General features: G+C 59.9%; 15 protein-coding genes and 1 riboswitch. Of the genes, 10 read left to right on the top strand and 5 right to left on the bottom strand.

Annotated elements, in window-relative coordinates:
- Positions 1 to 120 precede the first annotated feature (120 nt).
- On the top strand, positions 121 to 1,791 hold the full coding sequence (locus SIAM614_RS05705) for a long-chain-fatty-acid--CoA ligase (protein WP_040439327.1): 1,671 nt from the start codon (positions 121 to 123) through the stop codon (positions 1,789 to 1,791).
- Between the two features lie 85 nt (positions 1,792 to 1,876).
- On the opposite strand, the gene SIAM614_RS05700 is transcribed toward SIAM614_RS05705, so the two are convergent.
- Positions 1,877 to 2,542: a helix-turn-helix transcriptional regulator gene (locus SIAM614_RS05700; protein WP_006932782.1), complete on the bottom strand. Its 666-nt coding sequence runs from the start codon at positions 2,540 to 2,542 to the stop codon at positions 1,877 to 1,879.
- 137 nt (positions 2,543 to 2,679) lie between these two features.
- Between SIAM614_RS05700 and SIAM614_RS05695 the strand changes: the two genes are divergently transcribed.
- A complete protein-coding gene (locus SIAM614_RS05695) occupies positions 2,680 to 3,318 on the top strand; it encodes a hypothetical protein (protein WP_006932780.1) in 639 nt (212 codons plus the stop codon).
- 29 nt (positions 3,319 to 3,347) lie between these two features.
- Here the strand turns inward: SIAM614_RS05695 and SIAM614_RS05690 are convergent, their stop codons facing one another.
- A complete protein-coding gene (locus tag SIAM614_RS05690) occupies positions 3,348 to 4,322 on the bottom strand; it encodes a DMT family transporter (RefSeq protein ID WP_208983903.1) in 975 nt (324 codons plus the stop codon).
- A gap of 193 nt (positions 4,323 to 4,515) precedes the next feature.
- On the opposite strand from SIAM614_RS05690, the gene SIAM614_RS05685 reads away from it, so the two are divergent.
- The 4 genes from SIAM614_RS05685 to SIAM614_RS05670 all read left to right on the top strand — a co-directional run bounded on the left by SIAM614_RS05685 (position 4,516) and on the right by SIAM614_RS05670 (position 7,844).
- Positions 4,516 to 5,103: a VOC family protein gene (locus tag SIAM614_RS05685; protein WP_006932776.1), complete on the top strand. Its 588-nt coding sequence runs from the start codon at positions 4,516 to 4,518 to the stop codon at positions 5,101 to 5,103.
- 213 nt (positions 5,104 to 5,316) lie between these two features.
- Positions 5,317 to 5,790 (top strand): ATP-dependent zinc protease family protein, encoded by a 474-nt coding sequence (locus SIAM614_RS05680; RefSeq protein WP_157139688.1) that lies wholly within the window; start codon positions 5,317 to 5,319, stop codon positions 5,788 to 5,790.
- A 90-nt stretch (positions 5,791 to 5,880) separates the two neighbouring features.
- On the top strand, positions 5,881 to 6,786 hold the full coding sequence (gene rimK / locus SIAM614_RS05675; protein ID WP_006932769.1) for a 30S ribosomal protein S6--L-glutamate ligase: 906 nt from the start codon (positions 5,881 to 5,883) through the stop codon (positions 6,784 to 6,786).
- Positions 6,783 to 7,844 carry a succinylglutamate desuccinylase/aspartoacylase family protein gene (locus SIAM614_RS05670; RefSeq protein WP_006932768.1) on the top strand — a complete coding sequence of 354 codons (1,062 nt, stop codon included), beginning with the start codon at positions 6,783 to 6,785 and terminating at the stop codon, positions 7,842 to 7,844. The genes rimK and SIAM614_RS05670 overlap by 4 nt, the downstream gene beginning before the upstream one ends.
- Positions 7,845 to 8,156: 312 nt before the next feature.
- Here SIAM614_RS05670 and SIAM614_RS05660 read toward each other — a convergent pair whose 3' ends face one another.
- Positions 8,157 to 9,101, bottom strand: a complete 945-nt coding sequence (locus SIAM614_RS05660; RefSeq protein WP_006932765.1) for an IS110 family transposase — start codon at positions 9,099 to 9,101, stop codon at positions 8,157 to 8,159.
- A gap of 466 nt (positions 9,102 to 9,567) precedes the next feature.
- Here SIAM614_RS05660 and SIAM614_RS05655 point away from each other — a divergent pair, with 466 nt between their 5' ends.
- The 3 genes from SIAM614_RS05655 to SIAM614_RS05645 all read left to right on the top strand — a co-directional run bounded on the left by SIAM614_RS05655 (position 9,568) and on the right by SIAM614_RS05645 (position 14,595).
- Positions 9,568 to 11,865: a xanthine dehydrogenase family protein molybdopterin-binding subunit gene (locus SIAM614_RS05655; RefSeq protein WP_006932763.1), complete on the top strand. Its 2,298-nt coding sequence runs from the start codon at positions 9,568 to 9,570 to the stop codon at positions 11,863 to 11,865.
- Positions 11,866 to 12,060: 195 nt separating this feature from the next.
- On the top strand, positions 12,061 to 13,323 hold the full coding sequence (gene sbmA, locus SIAM614_RS05650; RefSeq protein ID WP_006932762.1) for a peptide antibiotic transporter SbmA: 1,263 nt from the start codon (positions 12,061 to 12,063) through the stop codon (positions 13,321 to 13,323).
- Positions 13,324 to 13,554: 231 nt separating this feature from the next.
- Complete coding sequence (locus SIAM614_RS05645) at positions 13,555 to 14,595, top strand: DMT family transporter (RefSeq protein ID WP_229597945.1); 1,041 nt, start codon at positions 13,555 to 13,557, stop codon at positions 14,593 to 14,595.
- 234 nt (positions 14,596 to 14,829) lie between these two features.
- Here SIAM614_RS05645 and SIAM614_RS05640 read toward each other — a convergent pair whose 3' ends face one another.
- Both SIAM614_RS05640 and SIAM614_RS05635 read right to left on the bottom strand, forming a co-directional pair.
- Positions 14,830 to 15,237 (bottom strand): hypothetical protein, encoded by a 408-nt coding sequence (locus SIAM614_RS05640; RefSeq protein ID WP_006932759.1) that lies wholly within the window; start codon positions 15,235 to 15,237, stop codon positions 14,830 to 14,832.
- A 21-nt stretch (positions 15,238 to 15,258) separates the two neighbouring features.
- On the bottom strand, positions 15,259 to 15,495 hold the full coding sequence (locus tag SIAM614_RS05635; RefSeq protein WP_040439407.1) for an Lrp/AsnC ligand binding domain-containing protein: 237 nt from the start codon (positions 15,493 to 15,495) through the stop codon (positions 15,259 to 15,261).
- Between the two features lie 206 nt (positions 15,496 to 15,701).
- Positions 15,702 to 15,812: riboswitch (TPP riboswitch) on the top strand.
- 68 nt (positions 15,813 to 15,880) lie between these two features.
- On the opposite strand from SIAM614_RS05635, the gene SIAM614_RS05625 reads away from it, so the two are divergent.
- Entirely contained in the window at positions 15,881 to 16,654 is a 774-nt protein-coding gene (locus SIAM614_RS05625; protein ID WP_050789327.1) for a hydroxyethylthiazole kinase, read from the top strand.
- Positions 16,655 to 16,675: the final 21 nt, after the last annotated feature.

The following is a 16,675-nucleotide window of genomic DNA, read 5'->3' as shown; positions in this document are numbered from 1 at the left end:
TCGTTGGTGGCCGGGCCCTGGAGGAGGACCTTTTCGCGCCCTGGATGGTATCCCGATCGCGAAATTTCAGGATGAAGGCCCGTCCGCGCAGTGAAGCGACAAAACGCGTTGGAGAACGTAATGACGACTGCGGAGGAGTGGAACGCGGCGTTTAAGCCTCGTCCAGTACACGAGTATCTCGAGACGACCGTTGCGCAATATGGCGCCCGTCCGGCCTGTGATTTCATGGGCAAGACGTGGAGCTATGCCGAAATCGGTGCACTCGTCGACAGAACGGCCGCCGGACTGCAGGCAATGGGCGTTGGCCCGGGTGTTCATGTCGGCCTCTGTCTGCCCAACACGCCCTATTACACCATCTTCTACTTCGCGGTTCTGAAGATCGGCGGCACGGTCGCCAACTTCAATCCGCTTTATGTGGAGCGCGAATTGTCGTTTCAGGCGCGTGATGCGGATGTGCGCATCATGGTGACCATGGATCTGAAGGTGATCTACGACAAGGTCGAGGAGGTGCGTAAGGAACGCGTGCTCGACAAGATCATCGTCTGCCCGATGGCCTGGTGTCTGCCGACGATCAAGAAAGTGCTGTTCAGCCTGTTCAAGCGCAAGGAACTGGCCGACATTCCCCGTGACGATGCGCATGTCCGCTTCGAGGACCTGCAGAAGAAGGGCGACCAGCCGAAGCCGGTCAAAATAGACCCGACCAACGATGTCGCCGTGCTGCAGTATACGGGTGGCACCACCGGCGTTCCCAAGGGCGCCATGCTGACGCATCGGAACCTGTCCGCCAACATCGAGCAGATGCGCTGCGTCTTCGAAAAGGCGCGGCCGGGCGAAGAAAAGATGCTGTGCGTGCTGCCGTTCTTCCACGTTTTCGCGATGACGGTGGCGCAAAACCTGTCGATCATCCTGGGCGCGGAAATGGTGTTGCAGCCGCGCTTTGACCTGAAGTCCCTGCTGGATGCGGTCAAGCGCAAGAAGGTGACCCTGTTTCCGGGTGTGCCGACGATCTATACGGCCATCAACAATTCACCCATGACTGCCAATTACGACCTGACCAGCATACGGATCTGCCTGTCGGGTGGGGCGCCCTTACCGGTTGAGGTCAAGGAAAGCTTCGAAAAGATCACCGGCTGTATTCTTGTGGAAGGCTACGGTCTGACGGAAACGTCACCCGTTGCCGCGGTCAATCCGCTGGATGACAGCCGCCGGGCGGGCTCCATCGGCCGGCTGGTGCCGGGAACAAGTGCCCGGTTCGTCAGTATCGAAGACCGCGAGACCGAGGTTCCGGCCGGGGAAAAAGGCGAGTTGCTGCTACACGGTCCCCAGGTGATGAAGGGGTACTGGAAGCGGGACGACGCGACCGCGGAAACCATTACCCGGGACGGCTATCTGCATACCGGCGACGTTGGCTATCTGGACGACGGCGGCTTCATCTATCTGGTCGACCGGATCAAGGATCTGATCCTGTGTTCAGGCTACAATGTCTATCCGCGCGTCATCGAGGAAGCGATCTATCAGCACGAGGCGGTCGATGAGACCATCGTCATTGCCGTGCCGGATGCCTATCGCGGGCAGAGCCCGAAAGCCTTCATCAAGCTGAAGGAAGGCCACTCGCTGACGGCCGACGACATGAAGACCTTCCTGAAGGACCATTTGTCGGCCATCGAATTGCCTCGCGACTTCGAGTTCCGCGACGAGCTGCCGAAAACCATGGTCGGTAAATTGTCGAAAAAGGAACTGGTCGAGGAGGAAGCCCGGAAACGGGCTGAGGCGGAAGCCAAGAGCGCCTGAGCGTTTGCTGCCTGACAACACCGGAAGCGCTCTGAAAAAAGGCGCTTCCGCCAGTCGAGGTCCGTGTGGCTTGCCTGGGTCTGCCTCACAACGTCTTCAGATAGTCCTGAAATTCCTTGCCAGGTTCCATCGGAAACCGTGTTTCTGTCACCTTGTAGCTCCTGATGCGGTCCAGACGGAAATTGCGGAAGCCGCCGCGCATTTCGCACCAGGCTGTCAACACCCAGACACTTTCGAAGGCGGTCAGTCCCAGCGGGCGGGTGAGGCGATCACTGACTCGCTCCTGCATGTCGGCATAGCTCAGCTGCACCTTGCGCCGTTTGCGAATGGCATCGCGCAGCGGTGACAGGGCGTCCTGACCGAGTGCAGAGGAAGCCTTGCCGACGGCAAGCAGCGGACGGTTCAGCGAGCGCTCGCCCTCGGAAAGAACCGCACCGAGCTTGCCGAGTACCCGTTCGGCCGTTTCCCTCATGACAGCATCACCGCGTGCCTTCACCATGCGAATGCCAAGCAGGATGACGTCCAGCTCGTTCGGATCGAACTGCATCGGTGGCAGGAAATAGCCGCGTTCAAGAATGTAGCCGACCCCGCCTTCGCCGCGAATGGGAGCCCCCATGGCCTTCAATGTGGCCATGTCCCGATAGATCGTGCGTTCCGTCACGCCGAGCATGTCGGCCAGCATCGCAGCCGGAACCGCGCTCCTGCGGCTGCGCAGGGCATCCAGAATGGAAAACAGCCTGATGGTTCGCATGGGCAGTTGGTCTCCGGCCGGTTTCTGAAGGCGCTTGCAACAAGGCGCTTTGGAGAGATCTTGACCATATCCCCCTGACAGAAACTGTCTCTGGTCCCTTCTATAGAGCGGGCAGCTGAAACACGAAAGGACATCTCATGCTGCGAAAAGATCTGGGACCGATGAAGGTGATGGGCTTTGCCCGTTACGAAGCAAAACCAGGCGTCGGCCTGCCCGAGCTGATAGCTGCCGCCCGCCTGTGGCAGAAGGAATTCCTGAGCAACCAGCCGGGCATCGCCTTCCACTGCTTTCTGGGCAATGCAACAGGGGACTATGCTGATGCAATTCTGGCAAGAGACGAAGCCAGTTTCGCAGCCATGTCCGAGGCGCATATGCAGGCGGCAAGCTCCAGAGCTTTCATGGAACTGCTGGAGCCCGGCAGCATCCGCCTGTGCCTCAACCGGCTGATGCTTGACCTCGACGCGGTGCCAGAGGGATTTTCGGCAATCGAATTCGGTACGTTTCGTCCCAGTAGGGATGGCAGCTTTTCTGAAGAGGCGCTGATGGCCGCTTCCAGACGGATCGAGCAGGAGTATCTTGCCGCCTTGCCGGAGGTCCGGGCACATCTGATGGCGCGGGCAGGGGACGATACCTATTCTGAGATCTGCCTTGTCGAGACGGAAGGCGCTGCCCGGGAGATCTGCGCAGGCTATGTCTCGAACGCGGCCTGCGCGCCGCTTTTGAACCTGTTTGACCCTGACAGCGTCGATCTGGATTTCTGGCACGTGCTTGCCTGAGCCGGCAGGCTAACTTGTCGCCTGATCCTTCAGCTATTGTACCCGCGTCCGTCCGAGGCCCTGGCCAGTTTCTGGCCGCGTTTGGCCTCGCGGCGGACCGTGTAGATCGAGGCGGCGATGATGACGGCGGCCCCGGCCAGCGTTTCCACACGGGGCCACTGGTGGAACACAAGAGCGCCGAAAATGGTGGCGTAGAGAAGCCGGGTGTAGTCGAGGGAGGCGATGGCCGTGGCTTCGCCTGCACGAAACGCTCGGATATTGGCCATCTGGGCGGCCCAGGAGATGATGCCGATACAGATCAGTAGCCCCCATTGTTCCAGCGTCGGGGTCTGCCACGTCATCACGGCTGGAATAACCATGATCAGCCCGACCCCGAAGGCCTGGTAGGTCAGGATGGTGACTGGGGGATCCGTGCGCGTCAGCAGACGGACGACGATCATGACCATGCCGGCGCAGGCCGCCCCTGCAATGGCGAGCAGCGCATAGGGGTCGACCAGCCCGTCGCCTTGCGGGCGCAGCATCATCACAACCCCCAGAAACCCGACGATTGTCGCGCCCCATCGGTGCACCCCGACCGTTTCACCCAGAAACCAGATGGCGAAGATCGTCAGGAAGAATGTCTTGGAGAAGCTGATGGCCGTGGCATCGGCCAGAGGCAGTTCGATGACCGCCGTGAAGCCGCAGAGCATGGCTGTGGTGGCGAACACGATACGGGTGATTTGCAGCCCGGGACGCTTCGTCACCAGGGAGGTCGGCAGGCCGCTGAGGATCTTAGGAGCAACGATCGCCAGCATGACGGCCTGGCGGATCACCAGGATCTGGAACACCGTCAGGTCCTTGCCCAGCAGCTTGATGAGGGTGACCATGATCGAGAACAGAAATGCGGCCAGAAGGATCCAGAGTGCGCCGATAGTGTTTGACGGGAGGTTCTCCGTCAGGCGTGTCACCTTGCGTTGAAGACGGTTGCCGGTTGCCTCGGAAGGCTCCGGCTTTTGAGTGGGCATGTCCATCGTGAATCCTTGCCGAAGGGCATGCGGATGCGGCGGCGCTTCGGGGCCGGGGCACGGGCAAGACTCGGATAAGGCTATTTGTTGCAGTTGAAACAAGCTTAGCGTTTTTCGTGCAGAAGGAAAGAGGGTGGCTGTTTGCCTTTGCACGCAGATGCCCATTAAACTGCGCCGAACCGGGAGGAAATTCATGGAAAAAATCCAGACACAGGGCGTGCATCACATCACTCTTGTGGGCGCAGACAGGCAGACGTCCATCGATTTCTGGGAAGGTCTCCTGGGAATGCCGTTCGTGTTCGAACAGCCCAATCTGGACGCTGCCGACCAGAGCCACCTTTATTTCGATCCGGGCGATGGCCGCCTCATCACGATCTTCACCAGCGAAGACCGAAAGCCGGACCCGGAACCGGCCCCGCAGACCATGGGGTGTGTCCATCATCTGGCGCTGGCCGTGTCGCAGGCGACCTTCCGGCAGATCGCCGAGCGGCTTGATGCGCGTGGTATATCGCACAGCGGTCCGAAGGATCGCGGCTTCATGGATTCCATCTATTTCCGGGACCCGCTCGGGCTGCTGATCGAACTGGCCAGCTATCGCTTCGTGCCGCCGGAAGGCGTCGCGATGGGCGAGGTCATGCTGGAGGCGCACAAGATCCGCGTGGCGCGCGGCGACTACAATATCCAGGAAGTTCACCTTGCCGATGCCATCGAGCAGTTGACGCGCGAGACGAGGCGCAGCCTGTCGGACGACCGGAGTCCGAAGAACCCCTACAAAGAATAGAAGACGACCTGACGCGACGCCTTTGCGGAGTTCTTTTTCAGCACATGCAAATTCGCTTGCGTGCCGGCGTGAATCATGATGATGAGCTGCGTCCGGAATCTTGTTTCCAGGCCGGACCGCAACCTGAGTTGCGCTCTCCGGCGGGCCATGCAATGCTCGATGAACAAGGTCGTTTGGGAAAGGCCCCGGCAAGGGGTCCCAGGGTTTTTTTGAATGACAATGGCTAAGAAGGGGCGTCCCCTGGCCACTGCCGATATCATCGGCTGGCGTGAAATCGTGAGCCTTCCCGAACTGGGCGTCTTCGATATGCGTGCCAAGATCGATACCGGTGCCCGCACATCTGCACTCCATGCCGAAGAGCAGGAAGTGTTCGAACGCGACGGCCGGACCTGGGTACGCTTCCGGGTGCCTGCTTCGCGTCATCACAGCGACTTCCGTGCGGAGGTTCCTGTCCTAGACGAGCGCAACATCAAGAACACGAGTGGTGTTCCCGAGCGACGCATTGTCATCCGGACGTTACTTCACCTTGGAAAACATCACTGGCATGTGGATGTGTCTCTGGCGGACAGGTCGAACATGGGGTTCGACATGATCCTCGGCCGGACAGCGATCCGGCGGCACAACGTGCTGGTGCATGCGGGCCGGTCATTTCTGGCGGGAAAGCCCGCCCTGGCAACAAAACACTGAGCCACGCGTTTACGTGGCAAACAACAATCACTGAAAATTCGGTGTCGCAACACCGGCTGGAACGAGGCTGAGACCGAGGGACTTGAACCAATGAAGATTGCTATGATGGCGCGGAATCCCGAGCTCTATTCGCACAAGCGCCTGAAGGACGCTGCCGAAGAGCGCGGTCACGAGCTGGAAATCATCAATACACTGCGCTGCTACATGAACATCGCCTCGCGGCGGCCGGAAATCTATTACAACGGCAGCAAGCTGACCGGCTTCGATGCGGTTATCCCGAGGATCGGTGCGTCTGTCACTTTCTACGGCCTGGCGGTTCTGCGCCAGTTCGAGATGATGGGTGTTTATCCGCTGAATGAATCCGTTGCCATCGGCCGGTCGCGCGACAAGCTGCGATCCATGCAGTTGCTCGCCCGTGACGGGATCGGCCTGCCGGTGACGACCTTTGCCCATGATCCGAAGATGACCGAGGAAGTGCTGGCGACAGCGGGTGGCGCGCCAGTGGTGATCAAGCTTCTGGAAGGCACACAGGGCATCGGTGTGGTTCTGGCCGATACGGAGCGGTCTGCCAAGTCGGTCATCGAAGCGTTTCGCGGAGCCAACGTGAACATCCTTGTGCAGGAGTTCATCAAGGAAGCGGGCGGCACCGACATCCGCGCTCTTGTGGTTGGCGGCAAGGTGATTGCCGCCATGAAGCGGACGGGCGCCGAGGGCGAATTCCGTTCCAACCTGCACCGCGGCGGCAGTGCGGCGGCCATCAAGATTTCGCCCGAGGAACGTTCGACCGCCATTCGCGCGGCAAAGACCATGGGGCTGAACGTCTGCGGTGTCGACATGCTGCGGTCCAACCATGGTCCGGTGGTGATGGAGGTCAACTCCTCGCCCGGTCTGGAGGGTGTGGAAAAGGCGACAGGCATTGATGTTGCCGGCAAGATCATCGACTTTATCGCCAAGAATGCCCAGGTTGGCAAAACCAAGACCAAGGGACGCGGTTGAGCACAAAAGTAAAAGCCTTCGAGATCGGCGAGCACAAGATCGCCCCGGGAACCCGACGCACGGTCGACCTTCCGGTCAGCGTGCTGTCGGACCACACGCCCGTGACGATGTCCGTGCATGTCCTCCACGGAAGCAAGCCGGGGCCGGTGATGTTCGTAAGTGCGGCGGTTCACGGCGATGAGGTCATCGGCGTGGAGATCGCCCGCCGGGTCCTGAAGGCGCCGCAGCTTGAAATCCAGGAGCTCGACAAGCTCAAGGGCACGCTGATGGTCATTCCGATCGTCAACGCGTTCGGCTTTCTGAACCATTCGCGTTACCTGCCTGACCGGCGCGACCTCAACCGCTCGTTCCCGGGCAGCCTGCGCGGTTCGCTTGCCGGGCGGCTGGCGTATCTGTTCATGAGCGAAATCGTCAACCGCTCGGACTATGGCATCGACCTGCATTCGGCCGCCATTCACCGGACCAACCTGCCGCAGATCCGCGTGTCGCCGTCCAGGGCCGATACGCTGGCGCTGGCGAAAGCCTTCGGCGCACCGGTCATCCTGACCTCGAAAGTCCGCGACGGGTCCTTGCGCCAGGCAGGCCATTTGAAGGGGACGGATGTGCTGGTGTTCGAGGCGGGCGAGGGCCTTCGCTTCGATGAAATGGCGATCCGGGCCGGGGTGTCCGGCGTCTTGCGGGTGATGCGCGCGTTGAAGATGCTGGGCGCCAAAGGCATCACGCGGCCGAAAGCACGTTCGATCCTCAGCAAGTCGAGCTACTGGGTCCGCGCACCCGCGGGCGGCCTGCTGCGGCCGTTCAAATCGGTCGGCGATGTTGTCGAACCGGGTATGCTACTGGGTATCACGTCGGATCCGTTCGGCGAAAAGGAACGGAACGTCCTGGCCGAGCAGGGCGGGCTGATCGTCGGCAGAACCAATCTGCCGGTGGTCAACGAAGGGGACGGGCTGTTTCACATCGCCGAGTTCAACGAACGCTATGATGCGGAAACCACCCTCGACAGCCTCGCTTCCCAACTGGAAGCCGATCCGCTGTTCGACGAGGATGAGATTATCTAGAGGCGCTCGGGTTCAGGGTTTCTCCGGACGAACCGCGGCTTCTCTAACCACTGCCTCATCCTGAGGAAACGCGTTAGCGCTGTCTTGAAGGATGGGCCAAATGCGCCGAGTTTGCCGCCCGTCCTTCGAGACGAACCTGTCGGTTCTCCTCAGGATGAGGTTGAGGGGAAGGGTGCCAACCGCTCCGTACTTGTTCCAACGAGCGCCTTCGAGGTGCTCGGTGAATGTCTCTTTCCTGACCCGACGACGTCTCCTCAAACCACCGCCTCATCCTGAGGAGGGCCAAAGGCCCGTCTCGAAGCAACCATGTTTTTAGGTGCTCATCGGCTGCCATTCCTTATTGTCCCTGACCATTGCGTTGAGGATGGTCAGGAGTTTCCTGGAGCAGGCGATGATTGCCTGTTTCTTGCCTGTTCCACCTTTGATGAGGCGTTCGTAGAAGGTTTTGATGATGGGGTTGTGGCGTGCCGCTGACAGGCTTGCCATGAACAGCATCTTGCGCACCTTGGCCCTGCCGCCGGCGATCCTGCGTTGCCCCCGCATCATGCCACTGTCTCTGGCGAAGGGCGCGACGCCAACCAGGGCAGCAATGGCCCGCCGCGAGACCTGCCCCAGTTCGGGCAGGAACGCCAGGAGGCTGACGGCGGCGACCGGCCCGATGCCCGGAACGGCCCTGAGCTGGTCATAGCGCTGGCTCAACTCGGCCTTTTCGCGAATGCAGCTCTGGATCATGCGGTCCAATTCCGCAAGCTTGGCCTCTATCGTCTCCAGTATATCCCGGTGCATGCGCTCCAGATCAGCATCGTCATTGAGGCCGAGCTGATTGCGCAGCCGGGTCTTCTCGGCAACAAAGCTGTCCCGAGCAGAGGCATAGCGCGCAAGCTTCGCCTCGACGTCGCCCGGACGAGGAGCCGACGGCGGATCAAACACCTGCGCATAGTGGGCCAGAACGGCTGCATCCAGCCGGTCGGTCTTGGCCAACCGACTACCGGCCTTGGCAAAGTCCCGGGGGCGGGCCGGATTGACCACACAAACATGGTATCCCTGCTGCTGCAGCGCCTGCACCGCCTTGCGTTCATAGCCACCCGTCGCCTCAAGGACCACGCGCTCGACTGGATGGGATGACAACCATCCCTCAAGAGCCGCATGGCCGTCACCATCATTGGGAAACCGCTGGCTTTTGCCGACTGGCAGAACATGCACATCCAGCGCTGCCTTCGACACGTCAATTCCGACAAAGTGCTTGGTCTCGTCCATCTGTCCCTGCCTTATCTACGCACTCTTGCGCGAGCAACCATTCGGGATAAGTTGGAAAGTGGACCGGGAACCTGGCTTCGAACGGACTTGCCGAGTACCCAGGATGGTACGGTCTCCGGCCCACTTGGGAGGGCAGCAACCGGCCCTCCCAAGACCAATCTAATCAAATCTCAACAGATAAGGATGGGCCGCAGGTGCCGAATTCGCGCCATCCAGCGAGACAATGATTTGCGTCTTTTCAAGGTAAGGATGCTCTTGTGGCCCGCCCGCTTGAGCCGCGAGGACCGGGTGTAGAGCAACCCGTCTCGGCACCAGTCGCTCGGCTGGAAAAACACTTCTACGAAACTGAGTTGCCCAAAGCTCTGGCCACGTCGGCTTTCGGGCATTATGTTGGTGGAAACCGGCGCTCCCGGCGCGTGGATGTTTCCCAAGGGAAAGTCTTCCCAAAAAAAGCAGGTCCAGATTCATGAACCAGATGGTCACTCCGAAATTCGGTGTTGGTGCCCCATTGCGCCGCAAGGAAGATGAGCCGCTCATTACGGGCAAGGGCATCTATACGGGCGATTACATGCCGGAGGGGTGCCTGCATGGTGTCGTCGTTCGCTCCGCCATGGCGCATGCGCGCATCAGCCTTGGGAATGTGGACGAGATTCGCGAGATGGAGGGTGTCCGTCTGGTGCTGACCGGCACTGAACTCGAAGGCCGGAAGATGCCTTGTCAGGCTCGTCCGAAACAGATCGACGGCTCCAGTTTCAAAGCGCCCGACCAGCCGGTGCTGTGTTCCGATGAAGTGCGTTACGTGGGCGATGCCATTGCCTTCATCGTGGCTGACGATGTCAATGCGGCCAAAAATGCCGCCGAGATGCTGGAAATCGATTATGATCCGCTGGAAGTGGTGGTCGGGATTGAAGCCGCTCTGGCTCCCGATGCCGTGAAGGTCTGGCCGGAATTCGGCACCAATGTCGCCTTTACCTATGGGCAGGGCGATCAGGCCAAGACCGATGCCGCCTTTGACAAGGCAGACAAGGTCGTCTCCATCGATGTGGTCAACAACCGGATCGTCGCCAACTACATGGAGCTGCGCGGCTGCGTTGCCGAATTCGATGCGGCAAGCGAGCGCTTCAAGCTGACCGTCGGAACCCAGGGCGGTCATGGACTGCGCGACATTATCTGCGGCATTCTGGATCTCGAGACTGAAAAACTGCAGGTGATCACGCCGGAAGTGGGCGGCGGCTTCGGCACCAAGATGTTCTGCTACCGCGAATATCCGCTGAGCATGATCGCGGCCCGTGAACTCGGCCGGCCGGTGCGCTGGACGGGGGAGCGCATGGACCACTTCGTCACCGATGCGCATGGCCGCGACAACGTCTCCCACGCGGAACTGGCGCTGGATGCCGACGGTCGGATCCTGGGTCTGAAGGTGCACGTCAAGGCCGCCATGGGCGCCTACCTGCATCAGTTCGGCCCGTTCATTCCTTTTGTCGGAACGTCCATGACCTCCGGCCTGTACGATATCCCGGCCGTCTTCGCGAAGGTCGAGGGTGTCTACATGCACACTGTGCCGACCGACGCCTTCCGCGGCGCCGGCCGCCCGGAAGCTGCCTATCTGATCGAACGGTTGATCGAGAAGGCGGGTGAGGAAACCGGCCTCGGCTCCGTTGAAATCCGCAAACGCAACTTCATCAAGCCCGAGCAACTGCCCTACACGACCCAGACAGGGCGCATGTATGACACCGGCGAGTTTTCCGGGCACCTTCAGAAGGCTCTCGAAGTTGCCGATTGGGACGGCTTCAAGGCCCGGCAGGACGACAGCGCGAAGAACGGCAAGTATCGCGGGATCGGCATCTGTTCCTATATCGAGGCGTGCGCCTTCCCCGGCAGCGAGGAAGCCACGCTGGAGCTCAACGACAAGGGCACGCTGACGCTTTTGATCGGCACGCAGACCAACGGCCAGGGCCATGCGACGGCCTACAGCCAGGTGATCGCTGAGCAGTTCGGCATTACCATCGAGGACATCACCGTCATCCAGGGGGATACCGACCGGGTGCGCAAGGGCGGCGGCACGGGCGGGTCCCGGTCCATTCCCATCGGCCTGCCGTCCGTTCGCGATGCTGGCATTGCGCTGGTGAAGAAGGTGAAGGAACTCGCTGCCGACCGGCTGGAAGCCGGGATCGAAGATCTTGAACTCGACGGGGGCATGGTTCGTGTGGTCGGAACCGACCAGCAGGTGACGCTGGCGGAGATTGCGGCAGGCGCGGGCGAAACGCTGACGGCCCGCCAAGAGGTCAAACAGGCCGAAGCGACCTATCCGAACGGCACCCATGTGTGTGAAGTGGAAATCGATCCGGACACGGGAGACGTTGCCATCGTCAACTATGTGATCGTCGATGATTTCGGTGTCACGGTGAACCCGCTTCTTCTGGCCGGTCAGGTTCACGGCGGAGCAGCCTCCGCACTCAGCCAGGCCTTGTGCGAGCAGACGATCTACGATGAAGACGGACAGCTTCTGACGGCGTCGCTGCTCGATTACCGCATGATCCGCGCGGCCGACCTGCCGGACATTCACTTCGAAACCCGCAACGTTCCCTCGACCACCAATGCCATGGGCATCAAGGGCGCGGGCGAGGCCGGTACCATCGGTGGCTGCGCGTCGATCATGAATGCCGTGCAGAAGGCCCTGAAGGATGGAGCAGGGGTCAGCGAGATAGTCGACATGCCGGCAACGCCGTTGCGGGTGTGGGAAGCCATCCAGGCAGCAAAGTAACGAAGACTGAAAAAGGCGCCCTTTCCAGGCGCCTTTATTCTTTCCGGGTGGAAGTTGACGCCGGTAAAGCCGGGGTCTCGTGATTGTGTCTGTGGTTTCTTTTAAATAACCGTATGAATAATCCGGTTCTTGCCGCAATCTTGCTGTTCATCGGTGCGCGAGAATCGTAGATCCCCAAGAACAGGACTGTCGCCTGTGTTTCAATCCTTCTTTCCAAGACCGAAGCTGTTTTTTACCTCGGCTTTGCTGTGGACCATTGTGACCGTCGCTTTCTGGTACGGTTTCGCAGATGAGTTGAGTGGTCCGCTCGGCTTCGGCGTTTCCGAAACCGATCCCAAGGAAATTGTTGGGCCAGGGTTTTTCGTTTCGCCAGAATTCATCTGGTTTTACTGCTATTATTTCATCTGCACGGTCCTCTTCGGCGGCTTCTGGTGGATGTTCGCCAGAAACCATCGCTGGCAGATCTGGTCCGTCTGGGGATCGTCCGCGATCATCTTCTCGACCTATTATTCGGTGCAGGTTTCGGTCGCCATCAACAACTGGCGCAGACCGTTCGGCGATACGCTGCAGAACGCGTTGCCAGGCGACAAAGGCGTTACGGCCTGGGACTTCTATTCGCTCATGATTGTGTTCGTGCAAATCGTGGCGTTTCAGGTCGTGTTATATGTCTTTACCCGGTTTTTCGTGAGCCACTACGTCTTCCGATGGCGTACGGCGATGAACGATTACTATGTCGAAAAGTGGTCGAAGGTTCGCCACATCGAAGGTGCCTCGCAGCGTATCCAGGAAGATACGATGCGTTTTGCCGCGATCATGGAAGGGCTTGGGGTCGCAATGATCGACTCCGTCATGACGTTGATCGCCTTCCTGCCCGTGTTGCTGTCGCTGTCGAGTTATGTCTCCGAGCTGCCGATCGTCGGAGCCATTCCGGCTCCGTTGTTCACGGCGGCGATCTTGTGGTCGCTGTTCGGCACGGGTCTGCTGGCGCTTGTCGGTATCAAGCTGCCAGGGCTTGAGTTTCACAACCAACGCGTCGAGGCGGCCTATCGTAAGGAGCTGGTCTACGGAGAGGACTACGAGCACAGGGCGCAGCCGATCACGCTGACGGAACTGTTTGCCAACGTTCGCAAGAACTATTTCCGGCTATACCGCCACTACCTCTACTTCAATCTGGCCAGAGGCATCTATCTTCAGGCGGATAACCTGTTCACCTATTTCATTCTTGTACCCACCATTGTCTCCGGCGCGATCACCTACGGCATCCTGCAACAGATCCTGACCGCCTTCGGCCAGGTGTCGAATTCGTTCCAGTACTTGGTCAATTCCTGGACGACGATCATCGAGCTTCTGTCCATCTACAAACGTCTGAAGGGTTTTGAGGTCTCGATTGCCGAGCACGAGAGAATGTCGCCGGAAGAACTTGCAAGGTTAGTGGCGGAAAAAGAATCCCGGCTTTGAGGCTGAGGCCTGCGGACGGAGCGTTCACACGTGAAGAATTGCCGCCGGTCTTTTGAGCGTGCGGCAATTTTCCTGCAAGTGGGCTTGCCGTAAGCCTCGTTTGCTCAAATACTGTTGGCCCTTCACCTCCTTCCCGCCTACGCACACCCTGTACGCGGGACAATTCTTGATCTGCTGCACTCGAAGGGCCAGTCGCACTGGTTCTTCCCACGGTTTTTGGACCGGTACACCGTGGGATTTATCTTTGAAAAGCCGGGCCTGGAAGTTGTCATGGCGTTCTTGAGCCAGAAGTCCCGTTTATCCGGACCTCCGGCGCCCACCGGGATGACCCGGCAGGCCCCCCTTATCGGAATAACCCTGAAAGTTGCGTCCACCATGGTGTTTTTCGTCATGGCAACGGCGCTCAAGATCGCTGCCGAACAGGTGCCGATCGGTGAACTTGTGTTCGCGCGCAATTTCTTCGGGCTGTTTCCGGTGCTGATCATGGTGGCCATGCGCCGGGAGCTGGGGCTCGCCTTCAGAACGGCCAATCCGCTGGGGCATCTGACCCGGGCGTCCGTCGGGCTGACGGCGATGGTCTGCGGCTTCACCGCACTTTCCCTGCTGCCCCTGCCGGATGCGACGGCCATCGGCTTCGCCTCGCCGCTTTTCGTGGTGGTGCTGGCGTTCTTTCTCCTTGGCGAAAAGGTTCGGGTCTACCGCTGGAGCGCAGTTTGTGTCGGTTTTGTCGGCATTCTGGTGGTGCTGTCGCCGCATCTGGGGGATGCAGGGCTGGACAACGATTCGATGATCGGTGCCCTGATCGGACTTACCGGCGCGGGCTTCGCGGCGCTTGCCATGATTACCGTGCGCAAATTGTGCGAGACGGAACGCACGTCGACCATCGTTACCTGGTTCGCAGGCATGTCTTCCATTTTGTCTCTGCTCACCCTGCCGCTCGGATTTCTGCTGCCGGGGCAGGCCTGGATCGTGCCGGACCTGCCCACGGCCGGTCTGCTTCTGCTGATCGGTCTGGCAGGCGGTGTCGGCCAGATCCTGCTCACGCAGAGCTACCGGTTTGCGGATGCCTCCACCATCGCCCCGTTCGACTACGTCAACATGCTGTGGGCGATCATTGTCGGCTGGGTGGTGTTCAACGAAACACCGCTGCCTGCCGTCGTGCTGGGGGCTCTGATCGTGATTGCCGCCGGTATCTTCGTCATCTATCGCGAACACAAGCTCGGTCTGGACCGGACGAAAGCCCGCCGGGCCTCTTCGCCTTCGCGTTCGTAGGGGGGGGAGAGACAAGAAGGCAGGCGACGCCGCCTTTCCTCAGTCATTCCGGACATGCGCAGCGATGCTGCGTGCCGATCCGGAATCCAGCACTTCAGTGTGAGCGAAGCAAACGCTTCTTTCTTTGAGATATTGCCGCGCATAAAGCGCGAAATATGTCTGGATTCCGGATCGGCGTTCGGCTTTGCCTCACTTGTCCGGAATGACGGAGGTGAGGGGCGCGCGCAGTAGACTTTACTGCGGCTTGTACTCGAACCGCTCAACAGCGCTCTTGGTGCCGTCCTTGAAGATGAGCTGCACGTTGATCGACTGGGCCGAACCGGCGGGAAGTTCCAGGTAAGGCTTGTCTTTGAGCACGACATTCGGGTTGTCGGGGTCGCAGGCATCCAGCTGCCATTCCTGGTCAATCGGGTCGTCGTTCAGTCCGTAGAAGACATAATCGATGCCGCACTTCCAGGATTCCAGGTGGGTGAAATAGATCAGCTCCTGGCCCTGCCAGTCTCGGAAAGACACCCAGTTGGCCTTGGTCAGATCCAGGATCTGCTTGATCTGCTCCGGCGGCATGCCTTGCGCGGATGCGGTGGTGCTGAGAGGGGCAAGAGCAAGGCTCAGGCAAAGGGCTGCGGATTTGAAAAGCTGCATGGAAACTGTCCGGATCTGACCTTAGAAAGCTTTGAAGGTTATGATGGTTTTGGTGTCCTGAATGCCGTCGATCGGATGGACCTTCTCGTTTACGAAATGGCCGATGTCCGAACCATCCTCGACATAGAATTTCACCAGAAGATCGTAATCGCCGGAGGTGGAATAGACTTCGGACGCAATTTCCGCATCGGCGATTGCGTCGGCAACCTGATAGGTCTTGCCCAACTGGCATTTGATCATCACGAAAAACGGTACCATGGGATGCTCCGGCAGTTGGTGTTTGAAGGGGGTGAGCGTGTCACCTGAACCGTTCACCGGCCCATTCGGTTTTCCAAACAGGCCGGGCGACAGATTCACAAAAGCAGACTAGGACATCGCCCATCTCCCCGCGCCAGTCAATTGCCGAGTAGCCGCCCCGTACAGGCCGGGTCTTGCATTCGCGCTGCCACCTTGTTAGCAGTGCAAACATCTCATGGGGGTGCCCGGCCATCCAGGACCGGGCTGAGAGGCCGCCTGCCAACTCCTTGAACCTGATCCGGCTGATACCGGCGGAGGGATTTGAGATCATGATGCACGCACCATTTTCCACAACATGTCCAACCGGGAAGACCGGCAACGGGCTTTCTTTCACAGGAGAGCCGTCATGAGCTTGTCCGTCGCCGCATCCACGCAGGCGCTCAGCGCCGATCTGGTCTTCTCCCTTCTGGAGCGGGTCCGGCAGAAAGCGCCGCGCGTTCACACCATCACCAATGCGGTTGCGCAGAGCTTCACCGCCAATGTGCTGCTGGCGCTCGGTGCCATCCCCTCCATGACCATCGCAAGGGAGGAAGTTGCCGCCTTCGCGGGTGGAGCCGATGCGCTGCTGGTGAACCTCGGCACGCTCGATGAGGAGCGCCGCGCGGCCATTCCGCTTGCGATGGAAGCCGCAAAAAAGGCTGGCCGGCCGATCTGTGTCGATCCGGTTTTCGTCAACCGGTCGCCCGTGCGCTGCGCCTATGCGCGTGAGCTGTTGGGCTCGAAGCCGGATCTGGTGCGGCTCAATTCGGAAGAACTTGCCGCCCTTCTGCCGGAACGGGCGGATGTCGATGCCTTGATCGAGGCCGGAACGGTGTTTGCCGTCACCGGACCGGAAGACAGGATCGAAAGCCGCGGCGAGGATTTTCTGTTGCGCAACGGCGATCCACTGATGTCCCGCGTGACGGCCACCGGCTGCGCCGGGGGCGCGGTTCTGGCGGCCTTCCTGAGTGTCGAAAACGACCGGGCGCTGGCAGCTGCCTGCGGACTGTCCGTCTTCAACATAGCCGGTGAAATTGCCGCCAGCCGGGCGGCGGGACCGGGCAGTCTGGTGCCGGAATTGCTCGACGCGCTTTATTCCCTAACCGACCGCGACATTGAAGCCCGTCTCAAGACCGGCTGACGCGCGCTTGTCGTCCATCTT

The organism is Roseibium aggregatum IAM 12614 (assembly GCF_000168975.1).
In the GTDB taxonomy this organism is placed as follows: domain Bacteria; phylum Pseudomonadota; class Alphaproteobacteria; order Rhizobiales; family Stappiaceae; genus Roseibium; species Roseibium aggregatum.
The sequence above is the reverse complement of the archived record's forward strand: the minus strand, read 5'-3'. Positions and strand labels throughout refer to the sequence as shown.

Bases quoted from the DNA above. Each gene is read 5' to 3' on its own strand.
- SIAM614_RS05705 (WP_040439327.1), top strand. From the start codon at position 121: ATGACGACTGCGGAGGAGTGGAACGCGGCGTTTAAGCCTCGTCCAGTA.
- SIAM614_RS05700 (WP_006932782.1), bottom strand. From the start codon at position 2,542: ATGCGAACCATCAGGCTGTTTTCCATTCTGGATGCCCTGCGCAGCCGC.
- SIAM614_RS05695 (WP_006932780.1), top strand. From the start codon at position 2,680: ATGCTGCGAAAAGATCTGGGACCGATGAAGGTGATGGGCTTTGCCCGT.
- SIAM614_RS05690 (WP_208983903.1), bottom strand. From the start codon at position 4,322: ATGCCCACTCAAAAGCCGGAGCCTTCCGAGGCAACCGGCAACCGTCTT.
- SIAM614_RS05685 (WP_006932776.1), top strand. From the start codon at position 4,516: ATGGAAAAAATCCAGACACAGGGCGTGCATCACATCACTCTTGTGGGC.
- SIAM614_RS05680 (WP_157139688.1), top strand. From the start codon at position 5,317: ATGACAATGGCTAAGAAGGGGCGTCCCCTGGCCACTGCCGATATCATC.
- rimK (WP_006932769.1), top strand. From the start codon at position 5,881: ATGAAGATTGCTATGATGGCGCGGAATCCCGAGCTCTATTCGCACAAG.
- SIAM614_RS05660 (WP_006932765.1), bottom strand. From the start codon at position 9,101: ATGGACGAGACCAAGCACTTTGTCGGAATTGACGTGTCGAAGGCAGCG.
- SIAM614_RS05655 (WP_006932763.1), top strand. From the start codon at position 9,568: ATGAACCAGATGGTCACTCCGAAATTCGGTGTTGGTGCCCCATTGCGC.
- SIAM614_RS05640 (WP_006932759.1), bottom strand. From the start codon at position 15,237: ATGCAGCTTTTCAAATCCGCAGCCCTTTGCCTGAGCCTTGCTCTTGCC.
- SIAM614_RS05635 (WP_040439407.1), bottom strand. From the start codon at position 15,495: ATGGTACCGTTTTTCGTGATGATCAAATGCCAGTTGGGCAAGACCTAT.
- SIAM614_RS05625 (WP_050789327.1), top strand. From the start codon at position 15,881: ATGAGCTTGTCCGTCGCCGCATCCACGCAGGCGCTCAGCGCCGATCTG.